This is a genomic window from Nocardia flavorosea, from assembly GCF_015477805.1.
Classification (GTDB): Bacteria; Actinomycetota; Actinomycetes; order Mycobacteriales; family Mycobacteriaceae; genus Nocardia; species Nocardia flavorosea_A.
The window spans coordinates 70,575-86,331 of sequence record NZ_JADLQL010000005.1; the positions used below are offsets into that span (position 1 = coordinate 70,575).

Sequence of the window (15,757 nt, forward strand, 5' to 3'; positions counted from 1 at the left end):
CGGATACGGCACCGAGCACAACACCGGCGGTCTGGGTAGATTCTGCAACTGTGACCAATGCCGCCAGTGTGCATGTCCACCGGCCGAAGGTGGAGTACTTCGATATCGCGGAACTGACCAACACCGACCCGAAAGGTTTCATCCGCACCGTCGAGCGCTACCACCTCGAGCCCTGGGGCCTGTACATGGCCCGCACCGCCGACCACCCCCAGTTCCACTACCTCGAATCCTGGCTGCTGCCCACGCTCGGCATCCGCGCAACGGTGTTCCACTTCCGTCCGGCCCATCTACGCGACCAGGATTACTACATCGATATCGGGGAGTTCGGCGAGTTCGAACCGAAACGCTGGCGCTCGGTCGACCACTACCTGGACCTGGTGGTCCGGACGGGCCGGGAAACCCAGCTCCTGGATGTGGACGAACTGCTGGCCGCCCACGCCAGCGGCCTGCTCGACGCGGCCACCGCCGAGCAAGCCGTGGCCACCGCCACCCGCGCCATCGACGGTATCGCCGCCCACGGCCACGACTTCCTGGCCTGGACCGAATCCTTGAGCATGCCTCTCACCTGGATGTGAGTCTCCACGCTGCGCGCGGTTCCGAACCGGCCGGCCGGGGTTGTCGACAGTTCGTCCCTACGAGCGCTCGGCGCCGGGGTCGCTCATCCGCCGGAACACTCCGGTCAGCCAGGGTTCGCACGCCGCGGTGTACGCCGCCCACGCCTCGTCCGCCTCGAGCCCCGCGGCTTTCGCCGCCGCCGCACGGATCACCTCGGTGTACTCGGTGCGGATCCGCTCATCGGCCCGCAATCGGTCACGGAACGCGAGAGCGAACTCCTGGGCAGGACTGCCCGCGACCCGTAGGTACACGAAGGCGGGACGGCCCGGATCCGCGCTACCGTGCCACCGCGCCGCGGTGATCCCGTCCCCGGCACCGGGCACCGGGTTGGGGAGCGGCACCGGAGACAGCGGGAACCCAGCTCCGCCCAGGGCATCCCGAAGACCGTCGGCCGCGGCCGGTTCGGCAACCGTGATCTGCAGTTCGAGCACATCCGGTGCGGGAACGCCGGGCACGGCGGTGGCGCCGATATGGTCCACCCGCACGGCTCCCGCACCGGCCGCGACCTGCAATCGCGCAATCAAGCGCTGCGCCTGCGCGGCCCACTCCGGCCGGGAGTCCACGAAGCCGAACTCGGGCCGCACCGCGACACCGGCGCGCATATTCGCTTCGAACGGCACCAGCCGCCGTTCCCACAGCCGCGCGACTTCGGCTTCCACCGCACCGGCGGCACCGTTGTTGTCCAGCAGCACATCGGCGGCGGCGTAACGCTGTTCGTCGGTGGCCTGCGCGGCGATCCGGGCGCGCGCATCGGCTTCGTCCACACCGCGGAATTCGACAAGTCGCCGCAACCTGGTTTCGGTGGCGGCGTCCACGACCAGCACCAGATTCATGAACGGTGCCATATTGTTCTCCACCAGCAGCGGAACATCCTGCACCACAATGGCGTCCGGTGCGGCCGCGGCGAGCAGTTCGGCGGTGCGCTGCCCCACCAGCGGATGGGTGATGGAGTTCAGGGTCGCCCGGGATTCGCCGTCGCGGAACGCCTTGGCCGCGAGGGCCGGCCGGTCCAGACTGCCGTCGGCAGCCAGGATATCCGCGCCGAACGCCTCGACGAGGGCGGCCAGGCCGGGAGTCCCCGCCGCCACCACCTCCCGCGCGATGACATCGGAATCGATGATCACCGCCCCGTGTTCGGCAAGCGCCCGCGCGACCGTCGATTTGCCCGCGCCCATACCTCCGGTGAGGCCGATTCGTAACATTGGCTCAGTTTCGCATCCGGTGCCCGGCCCGCGCCGGAGAGGTCGAACCGCGGTAGCCGTCCGACACGCCCACGGCTGCCCGATCCGGAAATGTCCGGGCCCGACGAATTACTCCGATAATCTGCGCGTGCCGCAATATCGACCGCAATTCTCCTTTTTCCGATAGCACTTGTTACGACAAGCGAAGGAAAGAGTATGCGCACCAGAGATATCCGTACAGGCCGCCACCGGCTGGGTTCGGCGGGTCGCGTGCATTGCATTCTTATTCCGGCGGTCGCGAGATATCTGCGCCAAAACCGGCGTTCGTGGTTCACCGTTTTCGTGGTCCCGGCGCAACACAGTTTCGCGGCCAAACGTCACCGGCCCGTCGTCCCCCGGGTGCGTATGCGCTGGATCCCCGCGCCCGCCGGCTGACAGACTTCCCGAGGACGGCCCGGCGCATACCCGTGCCGGGCCGTTCTCGGGTTCGTGGAATATCTACAGGTCGAGTTCGCGTACGAGGGCGGATATCTCGGCATGGAAAAGTTCGCCAGGCTCCGGCGGCCGCGCGCATTTCGCACGACAGCGGTGCCACCGGATGGCAGGTGGCCGGCCGGCGCGACGCGGGCAGTATCACCGAGGCCATCACCGGCCTGGATGTGGTGATCAGTGCCGTGAACACGGGGCACGGTATTGCCGAGACCATCGACCGGGCCGGCGATTCCATGGTGGGCGCACACGCCATGGTCGATGCACTGGTGCGGCATCCCGGTATCCGGGTAATAGTTGTCGGCGGGGCGGGCAGCCTGGAGGTGGCACCCGGACGACAGTTCGTCGACGAACCCGGTTTCGCGGAAAACTTGCCACGCGGTCTCGGCGTCCCCGCGGAGTATCACCACGTCGTGTCCGCGTTACGAGACGCACTGAATGTGTATCGCGTGTCCAACCGCCTGTGGACTTATTTGAGTCCCTCATCGGGACGAGTCGAGCCGGGTGAGCGCACCGGACGATTCCGCGTGGGTGGCGACCAGCTACTCGACACCGGCGGTCGCGATATCTCGGCCGAGGATCTTGCTGTGGCGCTCCTCGACGAAACCGAACTGCCGCAGCATATCCAGCGGCGGTTCACGGTGGGCTACTGACAGCGAGAACCCCGGTTCGCAATGAACCGGGGTTCTCGTTCGTTTCTTCGGGGGCTACCTGCGGACGCCTCAGGCGTTACCGGAGAGCTTCTCCCGCAGGGCCGCGAGCTGGGCGTCGCTGGCGAGCGAACCACCGGACTCCGCGGGGGCGCTGGACTGCGCGCCGCTCTCGGAGGAGTAGTTCGACGAACCGCCGCCGTTGACGGCCTCGGCCGCGGCGTCGGCCGCCATCTTCTCCATCTGCGCGGTGTGCATCTTGTGCCGGCGCTCCGCCTCGGCGTAGCGGCCTTCCCACTCTTCGCGCTGCTTGTCGAAGCCCTCGAGCCATTCGTTGGTCTCGGGATCGAAGCCCTCGGGGAAGATGTAGTTGCCCTGCTCGTCGTAGCTGTCGGCCATGCCGTACTTCGACGGATCGAACTCGGGGCTGTAGTCCTCGTTGGCCTGCTTGAGGCTCAGCGAGATCCGGCGGCGCTCCAGGTCGATATCGATGACCTTGACCATCGCGTCGTCGCCGACGACCACGACCTGGTCCGGGACCTCCACGTGGCGCTCGGCCAGCTCGGAGATGTGCACCAGGCCCTCGATGCCCTCCTCGACGCGGACGAACGCGCCGAACGGAACGAGCTTGGTGACCTTGCCCGGCACGATCTGGCCGATGGCATGGGTGCGGGCGAACTGCCGCCACGGATCTTCCTGGGTGGCCTTCAGCGACAGCGAGACGCGCTCGCGATCCAGGTCGACGTCGAGAACCTCGACGGTGACCTCGTTGCCGACCTCGACCACCTCGGACGGGTGATCGATATGCTTCCAGGACAGCTCGGAGACGTGCACCAGGCCGTCGACACCGCCGAGATCGACGAAGGCGCCGAAGTTGACGATGGAGGAGACCACACCCTTGCGGACCTGGCCCTTCTGCAGCTGGTGCAGGAATTCGCTGCGCACCTCGGACTGGGTCTGCTCCAGCCAGGCGCGGCGCGACAGGACCACGTTGTTGCGGTTCTTGTCCAGCTCGATGATCTTGGCTTCGATCTCCTTGCCGACGTACGGCTGCAGATCGCGGACGCGGCGCATCTCGACCAGCGACGCGGGCAGGAAGCCGCGCAGACCGATATCGAGGATCAGACCGCCCTTGACGACCTCGATCACAGTGCCGCGAACGGCCTCGTCCTTCTCCTTGAGCTCCTCGATCGTGCCCCAGGCGCGCTCGTACTGAGCCCGCTTCTTGGACAGGATCAGGCGACCCTCTTTGTCCTCCTTGGTGAGGACCAGGGCCTCCACCTCATCGCCCACGGAAACGACCTCGTTCGGGTCGACATCGTGTTTGATGGAGAGCTCGCGAGACGGGATGACGCCTTCGGTTTTGTAACCGATGTCGAGCAGGACCTCGTCGCGGTCGACCTTGACGATGGTTCCTTCGACGATATCGCCGTCGTTGAAGTACTTGATCGTGGCGTCGATGGCGGCGAGGAAATCCTCGGCGGAGCCGATATCGTTGACGGCTACCTGCGGCGAGGTGACGGTGGTGGGCATGTGGCGGTTTGCTCCGGACGGATTGTGATCGGTTGCGGACATTGAGACTTTCGGTACGCTGCGATACACCCAGCGGGTCCGGGTGTGATCACTTGCGGGTTCAGCGTACGCGACCCGTATCCAGCCGGGCAAACGACCCCCCGCTGCGGATCTATAAGCTTCGCGTCGTGTCCGACGACCTCGTTCAAGATCGCCACGCTCAGGCCACCGCACTGCTGGGAACCACGGGTGCCGCACGCTCGCGAGTCGATTCGAAAGAAAGCGAGCGGGCGAGCCGGCGCTGGTGGGATGCCGACGCCGGCCAGTACCACGATACCCATGGAGAGTTCCTGGGCACCGCTAGTCCGGGGGGTGAGTTCGTCTGGTGCCCGGAGGGCCTGCACGAGGGCGATATGCGGCTCCTGGGCGAAATCGCCGGGAAGAGGATCCTCGAACTCGGCTGCGGTTCGGCCCCGTGTGCCCGCTGGCTGGCCGGTCAGGGAGCACATCCGGTGGGCCTGGATCTGTCGATGGGAATGTTGTCACGGGGGGTTGCCGCCATGAACCGGGGCGGGCCCCGGGTGCCGCTGGTCCAAGCCGGGGCGGAAGCCCTGCCGTTCGCGAGTGAATCCTTCGATCTGGCGTGTTCGGCCTTCGGCGCCGTGCCGTTCGTCGCCGATTCCGCGCGGGTGATGCGTGAGGTCGCCCGGGTACTGCGCCCCGGCGGGCGCTGGGTGTTCGCGGTGAACCATCCGATGCGCTGGATCTTCCGCGACGATCCCGGGCCGGACGGTCTCGAAGCCGTATTCCCCTATTTCGACCGCACCCCGTACACGGAGTTCGATGCCGACGGACGCTGCACTTATGTGGAGCACCACCGCACGATCGGCGATCGGGTCCGGGAGATTGTGGCGGCCGGGTTGTTACTCGACGACATAGTCGAGCCGGATTGGCCGGAATGGCTCGACCGGGAATGGGGACAGTGGAGTCCGCTACGCGGGCAGATATTCCCGGGTACGGCCATTTTCGTCAGCCATAAACCTGGCACCGGGGCCGAGTAACCCGTATCGCGCTCGTTCGCTGCGCCCTTCCGCCGGCCTCCGGGCCCGGTCGGCGCCTCTCCCCGTGGAAACGTCTCCGGGCCCACGGTGGTCGTGAGCCCGGAGGAAGCGGCACTGTTCAGGAATCGTCGCCGCGGGAGTTACGCGGCGAGCGGCCGGCCTGCTCGAGAGCGCGCCGGAGCGCGAATTCGATCTGGGCGTTCACACTGCGCAGATCATCGGCTGCCCATTTCGCCACTGCGTCGTATACCGCGGGGTCGAGCCGGAGCAGGACCTTCTTGCGTTCGGCCATCAGCTGTACAGCGATCCCGAATTGACCACGGGCTGCACCGGCCGGTCACCGCACAGCACCACCAGCAGGTTCGACACCATGGTGGCCTTGCGCTCCTCGTCCAGGTCGACCATGCCCTCGGCGGTGAGCCGTTCCAGCGCCAGCCCCACCATGCCGACCGCACCCTCCACGATCCGGGTACGCGCGGCCACGACCTGGTTCGCCTGCTGCCGCACCAGCATCGCCTGGGCGATCTCCGGCGCGTAGGCGAGGTGGGTGATCCGCGCTTCGATGACCTCGATACCCGCGGTTTCGGTGCGATCGCGCAGTTCGGCGGTGAGCTCCTCGGCGACCTCGGCGCCATCACGCAGGCTGGTGCGGTTGTCGTCGTGGGCGTCGTAGGGATGCGTCGTGGCCAGATGCCGGACCGCCGCCTCCGACTGGGTCTCCACATATTCTTCGTAGTCGTCCACGGCGAACGCGGCCTTGAAACTGTCGACCACCTTGTAGACCACCACCGCGGCGATCTCCACCGGGTTACCGTCGGCGTCGTTGACCTTCAGCTTCTGCGTTTCGAAGTTACGGACCCGCAGCGAGATGCTGCGCCGGTCGGTCAGCGGCAGCACCGAGAAGAATCCGGGCTCACTCACCGACCCGATATACCGGCCGAAGAACTGGACGACCTTCGCCTCGTTGGGGTCCACCACGGTCAGCCCGGTGATTCCGAGCAACAGCAGGACGGCCACCACGCAGGCCACGATCGCCCCGACCAGCCCGGCGACGTTCTGGTTCTGCCCGAAAGCGACGAAGCCCGCCACCGCCACCGCCGCCAGCGCGATCGTGAGAACCAGCCAGATCAGCAACACCACGAACCCGTTGACTCGTGCGACGTCGCGGAACTTCATGACATCCTCCATCTATCAAAGTGATATCACTAAGATAGCAGCCGCAGGATCGGCCCGACAAGGCCCGCATGACGCCGGCGGGCCCGGACCGTCGACGCGGCCTGCACCGACGCGAGCACAGCGGCGGCGCGACCGGGTACTCGCGCCGGCGCCGGACGACACCCCGGGGTGACCACACCGGGCGACCGGTCACCGCTCGCCGGCCTGACTCCTGCGACGATGACCGGATGAACCGGACGGTATCGGGACGACCGCTGCGATTGGGTCTCGTCGACGGCGACGGCATCGGCCCCGAGGTGGTGGAGTCGGCGCGGCGGGTGGTGGACGAGGCACTGACGGCCGAAGGCCGGCCCGCGCCGGAATGGGTGCCGCTGCCCATGGGCCGCCGGGCAATCGACGAATTCGGCACCACGTTACCTGAATCCACCCTTGACGGTCTGGCCGATACCGACGGTTGGATCCTCGGCCCGCACGACAACGCGGCCTATCCCCCGCAACACCGGATCGCGCCGGGCGGCGTGATCCGCCGCCATTTCGGCCTGTACGCCAATATCCGCCCGGCGCGGGCCCTGCCCGGCATCCGCGCCGCAGCCCCAGATATCGACCTGGTGATCGTGCGGGAGAACAGCGAAGGCTTCTACGCGGACCGCAATATGGCCGTCGGGTCCGGGGAATTCTGTCCCACGCCGGATATCGCGCTGTCGGTCGGCCTGGTGACCCGCGCGGCGTGTGAGCGCATCGCCCACGAGTCGTTCCGGCTGGCCGCCGAACGCCGCGGCCGGGTGACGATCGTGCACAAGGCGAATGTGCTGCCGTTGACCATGGGATTGTTCCGGGACACCTGTTACGCGGTGGCAGGCGAATACCCCGGGGTGGCGGTGGCCGAGGAACACGTCGACGCGGCGGCCGCGCATCTTGTCCGCGCACCCGGCGACTACGACGTACTGGTCACCGAGAACCTGTTCGGCGATATTCTCTCCGATCTCGCCGCTCAACTGGCCGGATCCCTGGGGACCGCCGCGTCCCTCAACTGCTCGCGGACTCGGGCCATGGCGCAAGCGGTACACGGCGCGGCACCCGATCTGGCAGGCCGCAACCGGGCGAATCCGGTGGCTCTGCAGTTGTCCGCGGCCATGCTCCTGCGCTGGATCGCCACCCGGCAGGACCGGCCGTACCCGGCGGCGGCCGCTGCCGCAGACCGGATCGACCGGGCGGTCGCAGCCACCTTCGCCGCCGGTATCGCCACGGCCGATCTGGGCGGGCAGGCGTCGACCGGCGAATTCACCGAACAGGTCACCGCCCGGGTGCACCGGTGGTGAACGCATACCGGAGGCGAGTACGCCGGGGTCCCGGTGACCACCGGCAGCTCACAGCAGCCGGGAAAGGAACTCCTTGGTCCGATCGTGGCGCGGGGCCGCCAGCAGGTCCGCCGGCGGCCCGGCCTCGACCACCACACCCTGGTCCATGAACACCAGCCGGTCGGCGACCTCCCGCGCGAAACCCATCTCGTGCGTGACCACGACCATCGTCATGCCCGAATCGGCGAGTTCGCGCATCACCGCGAGCACTTCGCCGACCAGTTCGGGATCGAGGGCGGAGGTGGGCTCGTCGAAGAGCATGAGTTTCGGCTCCATCGCCAGGGCTCGGGCGATGGCGACCCGCTGTTGCTGCCCGCCGGACAACTGCGCGGGGTAGGCGTTCGCCTTGTCCGCCAAGCCGACTCGTTCCAGCAGTTCCTGCGCTCGTTCGGTGGCCGCGGCCTTGCGGAGCTTTTTCACCTGCATCGGTGCTTCGATGACATTGCCGAGCGCGGTCCGGTGCGGGAACAGGTTGAAATGCTGGAAGACCATCCCGATCTCCCGGCGCTGCCGCGCGGCGTCGCGGGGGTGCAGTTCGTAGAGCCGGCCCGCTTTCTCCCGGTAGCCGACGAGTTCTCCCGCCACATACAACCGGCCCGCGCTCACCTGTTCGAGATGGTTGATACAGCGCAGGAACGTGGATTTTCCCGAACCGGAGGGGCCGATGAGGCACAGCACCTCACCGTGGCGGACCTCCAGGGATATCCCGTTGAGCACGCGCAGCGCACCGAAGTTCTTGTGCACCCGGTCGGCGCGGACCATCGGCTCGGGACTCGTCGCACTCATTTGGACTGTGCCTCTCCCTGAGCGTCGGCCAGTTCCTGCAACTGTTTCGCCGTCAACTGCCGCGAAATACCGCGCGAATAGTATTTCTCCAGGTAATACTGGCCGATCATCAGAATGCTGGTGATGGCCAGATACCAGGTCGCGGTGACCAGCAGCAGCGGGATCGGCAGGAAATTCACGCCGTAGATATCGCGGGCGCGGCCGAACAGGTCCGTGCTGAGCGGGATGGCGGTGACCAGCGCGGTGGTTTTCAGCATGCTGATGAGCTCGTTGCCGGTCGGCGGAATGATCACTCGCATGGCCTGCGGCAGAACGGTCCGGCGCATGGTCTGCGACCAGGACATCCCGAGCGCGATCGATGCCTCCCGCTGGCCCTCCCCCACCGAATTGATTCCGGCCCGGACGATCTCGGCCATATACGCCGCCTCGTTGAGCCCCAGCCCGATCACCGCGAACGCGAACGCGGCCTGCAGACTCTGCACATCGAGCTCGAACAGCCGCGGCCCGAACGGCACACCGAGCGCGACGTGCTGGTACAGCGACGGCACCAACCCCCAGAACACCAGTTGCACATACACCGGGGTGCCGCGGAAGACCCACAGATACACCCAGGCGGTGGCCCGCAGCACCGGGTTCGGCGACAGCCGCATCACCGCGAGTGTCGTGCCGAGCGCCACGGCGATCACCATCGCCAGCACGGTCAGCTCCAGGGTGACCACGGCACCCGCCGCGATGCGGGTATCCCGCAGATACTGCCAGTACACATCCCAGCGATAGGCGGGATTGGTCGCCGCACCGTAGACGAACAGGCCCACCAGAACCAGGATCAGCACGGCTGCCAGCCACCGGCCGGGGCGGCGCAGCGGCACGGCCTCGATCGGTTCGGGTTCTTCGCGTACCGCGCCCGGGTCCGTCGTCATAGCAGCTCCATCGGGTGGTGTTCATGCGGTCCGAGGAGGCCGCAGTGGAGACGGAGGTACCGTCGCGTCATGGCGTCAGCTCCTCGCGCCGTTGATCACGGAGGTGCGCAGCGCCCCCTCCTGCACACCCCAGTTCTCGGTGATCTGCCGGTACTGTCCGCTGTCCATCAGCTGCTGCACCGCATCCCGCAGGACCGGCGTGAGCGCGGACCCTTTGGCCACCGCCCACCCGTACGGGGCGGCATCGAAGACCGGGCCCGCCGGTTCGATCTTCCCGTCGGTCTGCTCGATGGCATACGCCGTCACCGGGGAATCCGCGGACATGGCGTCGACCTGGCCGAGGACCAGGGCGTTGGTGACCGCACTCTGCTCGTCGAACGCGTCGATGATGATCGGATCCTTCCCGGCGGCGACGCATGCGTCGCTCTTGGCCGGAACTTCTTCGATATGTTCTACGGTCGTCGCCTGGACTGCCACACGTTTACCGCAGGCGTTCTCCGGGTCGATATCGTCGCCGACGCGCTGCGCCCACTGCACCCCGGCGCTGAAGTAGGTGACGAAATCGACCTGCTGCTCCCGTTCGAGGGTGTCGGTTATGGACGACATTCCGATGTCGTAGGTCCCGGCCTGCACCGCGGGGATGATCTTCTCGAACGCCGATTCGGTATAGCGGGCCCGGATTCCCAGTACCGCGGTCACGGCATCCATCAGGTCGATATCGAAGCCGACTATCGCGCCGCGCCGGTCGCGGTATTCGTTCGGCTGATAGGGCACGTTCACCCCGACCACCACTTCCCCGGCCGCGGCGATATCGGGCGGTACGCGGGCCGCCAGTTCCGGCACGGGCCGCACCGTGATCTTCGGCGGGATCGGCCCGGTGTCCTCGATATTGGTCACGCAGCCGGCCGTCAGCAGCACACCGGCGAGCGCGCACACCATCCACCGGATCCGGGAACGGGATCGATAAGCCACCGCCACTGTCCCACCACCTGCCGTCGCAACGAATATGGCCCACGGACCGCCTCGGTGGTCGCGGCCGGCACTTCCACTCGAGGACGTTGTCAGCACAGTAGGCGAACCGGCGGTGCAACACGGCCGTAGTAACCGAGATTTGATCCGGCCGCACGAGCCCGGCCGATCCGCCGGATATCCGGCGAGTCAACCGCTACCGTCTGCAGATCATGGTGCAGTCGGTGGAATTACTGCTCGACGAGGCGGCCGAGCAGCGGATCCGGCGGCAGTGGGAACTGCTCGCCGCCGCGGGCCTGCCCGGTCTGGGTCGCGGGGCCCGCGCCGGCGATGCCGACAGTCACCGGCCGCATATCACCGTGGCGGTGGCCCGGCAGATCTGGCCGCGTATCGAAACCGGCCTGGCTCGTTTACCTTTCCGGCCGTTTTCGATCCGGCTCGGCGGTGTGCTGGTGTTCGGGGCGCGCCGGCCGATCCTGGTACGCGCGGTGGTGCCGTCGGAAGAACTCCTGGCCTGGCATCGGCGGGTGTACCAGATCGTGGCACCGTGCCCGGATGTCCCGGCGAATCTGCATCCGAACCAGTGGACGCCGCATATCACCCTGGCCCGTCGGGTACTGCCGCAACACATCGGAGAGGCGGTGAGCGCGGTAGCCGCGGACAAGGACACGGTCGCGACCGTGGTCGGGTTACGCCGCTGGGACGGGGACCGCCGCCGGGCCTGGCCGATCGCCGAACACGGCTGACCGGACGCCCGCGCGACGGATACGCGGCACGTAGGGTGGGGTCCGGTGGCGTACGACACCGCCGTGGAACAACCGCGGCCGGGGCCGGCGTTGCAGCCTGTATACCGACCACGAGAGGACGTCATGGCCACCCAGACACTGACGCAGCAGAATTTCGATGAGGTAGTCACCAGCAACGACGTGGTACTCGTCGATTTCTGGGCTTCCTGGTGCGGACCGTGCCGCAGTTTCGCACCCACCTACGAGGCGTCGTCGGACAAGCATCCCGATGTCGTGCACGGCAAGGTCGATACCGAGGCCGAACAGGGCCTGGCCGCGGCCGCCAATATCCAGTCGATCCCGACCATCATGGCCTTCCGCGAGGGCGTTCTGGTCTTCGCGCAGCCGGGGGCGCTGCCGCCGCCCGCACTCGAGGATCTCGTCACCCAGGTCAAGGCGCTGGATATGGACGAGGTTCGTAAGCAACTCGCCGAGCAGCAAGCCGCCAACGGCGAAGTCTCCGAATAGAATCGGCGGACGACGGCGGGCTCCACACTTTCCGGGGATGGTGTGGAGCCCGCCGTCGCGTCGTCACCGGCGCCGGGGCGATACCGGCGCCGGATCAGCGGTTCAGCGCTGGGCGACCAGGCGGTTCACGCTGGCGATCATCGCGCGCACCGAGGATTGCGCACCGTCCGCCGCGAGGGCCACGCCCCAGCCGCGCCGGCCGTCGAATTCGCATTGCACGAAGGTGGCGGTTCCCGCGGCGGTCCGCCGCTGGTGGAAGCGCAAGATCTCCACCGGGTAGCCGGCCTCGTAGAGAGCGGAGGTCATGGCCGCGATCGGGCTACCGGCGGCCACCACCGAACGGGACCACCCCGGGAATTCGAGGGTGGCGGTGAACGCGCCGCCGCGCGCACCGGTGGACGACCAGCCCGCGAGGCGGATCGGACCGGCGCATTCGCCGAAGCGTTCATGGAATTGGGCCGCGGTCAGCTCCGCGCATTCGGTGCGCAGGCTACGAGGAGCGGCGGTGGTCAGGGCGTCGTTGTCCAGAGTCAGTGTGGTCATGAGTACGTAGGTCTTCCCAGAGAAGGTCGGCAGGTTGGGGGACCAGCAAAATCGAGAAAAGGGGGGCCCGCAGCGAGGGGGCCGGTCCGAATCAGACCCCGCTACGGCGGGTTACTACTACGGCAAGTACCCGCCCGGCCGGCTCGGCGATGCGCGCAAGAAGCACCGCGCCCTCGCGGTCCGCGAGAATCGGCGCGGCACGTAGGCCGTCGGCGTGGATTTGCACGGTGTCGAGGATAAAGACTCCCCAGGCGGATGGCAACCACATACACGCCGGGGTTTTGGCTACCCCACAGTAGTGTTTCCGCTGGTCATCGACACGTAACCCGGAGTTTTCCCGAACCGGCCGGTGACGCAGCAGACTCCAGGCCGGCCATCCCGCTGCCCGGGCGCCTACTCCGGCACAGCGGTTCGTAGGGCTCGAGGGCCGGTGGCCGGTCCGGGACCGACGGAAACCGGCGACACTTCCGGCTCAGTGCGCGGCGGAATCCCAGCTGCGTCCGATACCCACCGAAACACTCAGGGGCACAGACAGCTCGATCGCCGTGGACATATTGTCGCGGACCAAATCGCGCAACTGCTCCTGCTCACCCGGTGCCACCTCGAGGACGAGTTCGTCGTGGATCTGCAGCAGCATCCGCGACCGCAGGCCCGAATCGGCCAACGCCCGGTGCACATTGATCATGGCGACCTTGATGATATCGGCGGCGGTGCCCTGGATGGGGGCGTTGAGGGCCATCCGTTCCGCGGCCTCGCGGCGCTGCCGGTTGCTGTGGTCGAGGTCCGGCAGGTAGCGGCGGCGGCCGAACAGGGTCTGCGTATAACCGACTTTGCGGGCCTGTTCCACCACGGCCTGCAGATAATCGCGGATCCCGCCGAACCGGGCGAAGTAGATGTCCATCTGTTCCTTCGCCTCCTGGGTGCTGATCTTCAGCTGGGCGGACAGCCCGTAGGAACTCAGACCGTAGGCCAGGCCGTAGGACATGGCCTTGATCCGGCGGCGCAGTTCCGGCGACACCTCGGAGATCGGGATGTCGAAGGCCTTCGACGCGACGAAACTGTGCAGATCCTCGCCGGAGTTGAAGGCTTCGATAAGCCCCTCGTCACCGGACAGATGCGCCATGATGCGCATCTCGATCTGGCTGTAGTCGGCGGTCATCAGCGATTCGTAGCCGTCGCCGACCACGAACGTATCCCGGATCATCCGGCCGGTATCGGTGCGGATGGGGATGTTCTGCAGGTTCGGTTCGGTGGACGACAACCGGCCGGTGGCGGCAATGGTCTGGTTGAAGGTGGTGTGGATGCGGCCGTCGTCGGCGACGGCTTTCAGCAGGCCGTCGACGGTGACCTTGAGGCGGGTGGCGTCGCGGTGCGCGAGCAGATGCTGCAGGAACGGATGCTCGGTCTTCTCGTACAGCGATTCCAGTGCGTCCGCGTCGGTGGTGTAACCGGTTTTGGTGCGTTTGGTCTTGGGCATATCGAGCTCGTCGAACAGCACCACCTGCAGCTGTTTCGGCGAGCCGAGGTTGATCTGTTTACCGATCACCCCGTAGGCCGCGTTCGCCGCATCGGCAACCTTGTCGGCGAACTGTCGCTGCAGTTCGGTGAGCTGGTCGATATCGACCGCGATCCCGGCGTCCTCCAGTTCGGCGAGCACCCCGAGCAGCGGCAGTTCCATCTCGTCCAGCAGCGGCCGCGATTCGATCTTGTCGAGTTCATCGTCCAGCGCATGGGACAGATCGGCCACGGCGCGGGCGCGCAGCATCTCCCCCTGCGCGAGTTCGGTATCGACCGCATCCTCGGCATCCAGCAGCGACAACTGCGGCGCCGCCTCGGTTTCGGTGCGCAGTTCCCGATGCAGGTAACGCAACGACAGATCGTCGAGGTTGAAACTGCGCTGACCCGGCCGGACCAGGTAGGCGGCGAGAGCGGTATCACTGGTGAGCCCCGCCAGAGTCCAGCCGCGGCCGCGGAGCGCATGCAGCGCGCTCTTGGCCTCGTGCAGGGCCTTCCCTGGGGCGGGATCGGCCAGCCAGGCCCCGAGCGCGGTTTCGTCCTCGGAAGTGAGGGCGGTGACATCGATATAGGCGGACTCTTCGTCTGCGGCGGAAATCGCGAGGGCGCGCACATCACCGGCGGCCGGAACGCCGCTACCGGTGATCGAAATACCGTGCCGGGCACCGGCTTTCGCATGCTCGGCCAGCCAGTCCGCGACACTGCCCGGCGTCAGCGTCTGCCCGCTGATCTCGAAACCCGATTCGGCTTCGACGGTGGGCGGGGCCAAGGTTTCGAACAGCCGGTCGCGCAGAACCCGGAACTCCAGATCGTCGAACAGCTGATGGATCCGCTCCCGGTTCCAGGCGCCCTGGGCGAGCTGGTCGGGAGTGTAGGGCAGCGGTACGTCGCGGACCATCTCGGTGAGCTGGCGGTTGAGCACCACACTGCTCAGGTTGGCGCGCAGCGCGTCGCCGACCTTGCCGCGCACCTCGTCCACCTTGTCGACCAAGGCGTTCAGATCGCCGTATTCGCGGATCCATTTTGCGGCGGTTTTCTCCCCCACCCCCGGGATGCCGGGCAGGTTATCGCTGGGGTCGCCGCGCAGCGCCGCATAGTCGGGGTATTGGGACGGGCTCAGACCGTATTTCTTGTCCACCTCCTCCGGCGTGAACCGGGTCAGGTCGGAAACGCCCTTCCGTGGGTAGAGGACGGTGACGTTCTCCTCGACCAGTTGAAGTGAATCGCGGTCGCCGGTGACGATGAGCACCCGGTAACCCTGCGGTACCGCCTGGGTGGTGAGGGTGGCGATGATGTCGTCGGCCTCGTAGCCCTCGATCGCCATCACCGGGATACCGAGGGCGCCCAGCACCTCCTTGGTGAGCTCGACCTGGCCGCGGAACTCGTCCGGGGTTTTCGCCCGGTTCGCCTTGTACTCGGGGAACGCATCGACCCGGAAGGTCTGCCGGGAGACATCGAAGGCGGCGGCGACATGGGTGGGTTTCTCATCGCGCAGCAGGTTGATGAGCATGGCGGTGAACCCGTACACCGCATTGGTGGTCTGACCGGTGACGGTCTGGAAATTCTCCGCCGGCAACGCGAAGAACGCCCGGTAGGCCAGTGAATGCCCGTCCAGTAGCAGCAGCGTGGGCCGGGTTTCCGGCGCTCCGGAAGGATCGGCGGGGGCGGGAAGGCTCGGCTGCGCAGTGGTCGGTGGGGTCACACCCGGAGAGTCTAGGGACTACCTCCG

16 protein-coding genes are annotated in these 15,757 nt (G+C 67.0%); 6 read left to right on the top strand and 10 right to left on the bottom strand.

Features of this window, described 5'->3' with window-relative positions:
• Positions 1-50: 50 nt before the first annotated feature.
• Positions 51-575, top strand: a complete 525-nt coding sequence (locus IU448_RS21905) for a DUF402 domain-containing protein (RefSeq protein ID WP_280458980.1) — start codon at positions 51-53, stop codon at positions 573-575.
• 57 nt (positions 576-632) lie between these two features.
• Here IU448_RS21905 and coaE read toward each other — a convergent pair whose 3' ends face one another.
• Positions 633-1,817 (bottom strand): dephospho-CoA kinase, encoded by a 1,185-nt coding sequence (gene coaE / locus IU448_RS21910; protein WP_195057565.1) that lies wholly within the window; start codon positions 1,815-1,817, stop codon positions 633-635.
• A 446-nt stretch (positions 1,818-2,263) separates the two neighbouring features.
• Here coaE and IU448_RS21915 point away from each other — a divergent pair, with 446 nt between their 5' ends.
• Positions 2,264-2,938: an NAD(P)-dependent oxidoreductase gene (locus IU448_RS21915; RefSeq protein WP_195057566.1), complete on the top strand. Its 675-nt coding sequence runs from the start codon at positions 2,264-2,266 to the stop codon at positions 2,936-2,938.
• Between the two features lie 69 nt (positions 2,939-3,007).
• Here IU448_RS21915 and rpsA read toward each other — a convergent pair whose 3' ends face one another.
• Complete coding sequence (gene rpsA / locus IU448_RS21920) at positions 3,008-4,468, bottom strand: 30S ribosomal protein S1 (protein WP_195057567.1); 1,461 nt, start codon at positions 4,466-4,468, stop codon at positions 3,008-3,010.
• Between the two features lie 167 nt (positions 4,469-4,635).
• Between rpsA and IU448_RS21925 the strand changes: the two genes are divergently transcribed.
• Positions 4,636-5,508: a class I SAM-dependent methyltransferase gene (locus IU448_RS21925; protein ID WP_195057568.1), complete on the top strand. Its 873-nt coding sequence runs from the start codon at positions 4,636-4,638 to the stop codon at positions 5,506-5,508.
• 118 nt (positions 5,509-5,626) lie between these two features.
• On the opposite strand, the gene IU448_RS21930 is transcribed toward IU448_RS21925, so the two are convergent.
• Together IU448_RS21930 and IU448_RS21935 are read right to left on the bottom strand one after the other, a co-directional pair.
• Complete coding sequence (locus IU448_RS21930) at positions 5,627-5,800, bottom strand: hypothetical protein (protein WP_195057569.1); 174 nt, start codon at positions 5,798-5,800, stop codon at positions 5,627-5,629.
• Positions 5,800-6,684 (bottom strand): SPFH domain-containing protein, encoded by an 885-nt coding sequence (locus IU448_RS21935; protein ID WP_195057570.1) that lies wholly within the window; start codon positions 6,682-6,684, stop codon positions 5,800-5,802. Before IU448_RS21935 ends, IU448_RS21930 begins: the two co-directional genes overlap by 1 nt.
• A gap of 227 nt (positions 6,685-6,911) precedes the next feature.
• On the opposite strand from IU448_RS21935, the gene IU448_RS21940 reads away from it, so the two are divergent.
• Positions 6,912-8,003, top strand: coding sequence for an isocitrate/isopropylmalate dehydrogenase family protein (locus IU448_RS21940; protein ID WP_195057571.1), 1,092 nt, complete (start codon positions 6,912-6,914; stop codon positions 8,001-8,003).
• A gap of 48 nt (positions 8,004-8,051) precedes the next feature.
• Here the strand turns inward: IU448_RS21940 and IU448_RS21945 are convergent, their stop codons facing one another.
• The 3 genes from IU448_RS21945 to IU448_RS21955 form a co-directional block, all read right to left on the bottom strand.
• The gene (locus IU448_RS21945) at positions 8,052-8,828 is read right to left on the bottom strand and encodes an amino acid ABC transporter ATP-binding protein (RefSeq protein WP_280458972.1); all 777 of its coding nucleotides are present in this window, start codon (positions 8,826-8,828) and stop codon (positions 8,052-8,054) included.
• The gene (locus IU448_RS21950; RefSeq protein ID WP_195057572.1) at positions 8,825-9,748 is read right to left on the bottom strand and encodes an amino acid ABC transporter permease; all 924 of its coding nucleotides are present in this window, start codon (positions 9,746-9,748) and stop codon (positions 8,825-8,827) included. Before IU448_RS21950 ends, IU448_RS21945 begins: the two co-directional genes overlap by 4 nt.
• A 75-nt stretch (positions 9,749-9,823) precedes the next feature.
• Positions 9,824-10,687, bottom strand: coding sequence for an ABC transporter substrate-binding protein (locus IU448_RS21955; protein ID WP_195057912.1), 864 nt, complete (start codon positions 10,685-10,687; stop codon positions 9,824-9,826).
• 242 nt (positions 10,688-10,929) lie between these two features.
• On the opposite strand from IU448_RS21955, the gene IU448_RS21960 reads away from it, so the two are divergent.
• Together IU448_RS21960 and trxA are read left to right on the top strand one after the other, a co-directional pair.
• A complete protein-coding gene (locus IU448_RS21960) occupies positions 10,930-11,463 on the top strand; it encodes a 2'-5' RNA ligase family protein (RefSeq protein ID WP_195057573.1) in 534 nt (177 codons plus the stop codon).
• A gap of 123 nt (positions 11,464-11,586) precedes the next feature.
• On the top strand, positions 11,587-11,970 hold the full coding sequence (gene trxA / locus IU448_RS21965; RefSeq protein ID WP_195057574.1) for a thioredoxin: 384 nt from the start codon (positions 11,587-11,589) through the stop codon (positions 11,968-11,970).
• A 102-nt stretch (positions 11,971-12,072) separates the two neighbouring features.
• On the opposite strand, the gene IU448_RS21970 is transcribed toward trxA, so the two are convergent.
• The 3 genes from IU448_RS21970 to polA all read right to left on the bottom strand — a co-directional run bounded on the left by IU448_RS21970 (position 12,073) and on the right by polA (position 15,730).
• Positions 12,073-12,513 (bottom strand): alpha-isopropylmalate synthase regulatory domain-containing protein, encoded by a 441-nt coding sequence (locus tag IU448_RS21970; RefSeq protein ID WP_195057575.1) that lies wholly within the window; start codon positions 12,511-12,513, stop codon positions 12,073-12,075.
• A 91-nt stretch (positions 12,514-12,604) separates the two neighbouring features.
• Positions 12,605-12,739, bottom strand: coding sequence for a hypothetical protein (locus tag IU448_RS29440; protein ID WP_267467224.1), 135 nt, complete (start codon positions 12,737-12,739; stop codon positions 12,605-12,607).
• 246 nt (positions 12,740-12,985) lie between these two features.
• Positions 12,986-15,730: a DNA polymerase I gene (gene polA, locus IU448_RS21975; RefSeq protein WP_195057576.1), complete on the bottom strand. Its 2,745-nt coding sequence runs from the start codon at positions 15,728-15,730 to the stop codon at positions 12,986-12,988.
• Positions 15,731-15,757 lie beyond the last annotated feature (27 nt).

Coding starts and splice junctions, on each gene's coding strand:
- coaE (WP_195057565.1), bottom strand. CDS start 1,817: ATGTTACGAATCGGCCTCACCGGAGGTATGGGCGCGGGCAAATCGACG.
- IU448_RS21955 (WP_195057912.1), bottom strand. CDS start 10,687: ATGGTGTGCGCGCTCGCCGGTGTGCTGCTGACGGCCGGCTGCGTGACC.
- rpsA (WP_195057567.1), bottom strand. CDS start 4,468: ATGCCCACCACCGTCACCTCGCCGCAGGTAGCCGTCAACGATATCGGC.
- IU448_RS21935 (WP_195057570.1), bottom strand. CDS start 6,684: ATGAAGTTCCGCGACGTCGCACGAGTCAACGGGTTCGTGGTGTTGCTG.
- IU448_RS21945 (WP_280458972.1), bottom strand. CDS start 8,828: ATGAGTGCGACGAGTCCCGAGCCGATGGTCCGCGCCGACCGGGTGCAC.
- IU448_RS21950 (WP_195057572.1), bottom strand. CDS start 9,748: ATGACGACGGACCCGGGCGCGGTACGCGAAGAACCCGAACCGATCGAG.
- IU448_RS21940 (WP_195057571.1), top strand. CDS start 6,912: ATGAACCGGACGGTATCGGGACGACCGCTGCGATTGGGTCTCGTCGAC.
- IU448_RS21930 (WP_195057569.1), bottom strand. CDS start 5,800: ATGGCCGAACGCAAGAAGGTCCTGCTCCGGCTCGACCCCGCGGTATAC.
- IU448_RS21960 (WP_195057573.1), top strand. CDS start 10,930: ATGGTGCAGTCGGTGGAATTACTGCTCGACGAGGCGGCCGAGCAGCGG.
- IU448_RS21970 (WP_195057575.1), bottom strand. CDS start 12,513: ATGACCACACTGACTCTGGACAACGACGCCCTGACCACCGCCGCTCCT.
- trxA (WP_195057574.1), top strand. CDS start 11,587: ATGGCCACCCAGACACTGACGCAGCAGAATTTCGATGAGGTAGTCACC.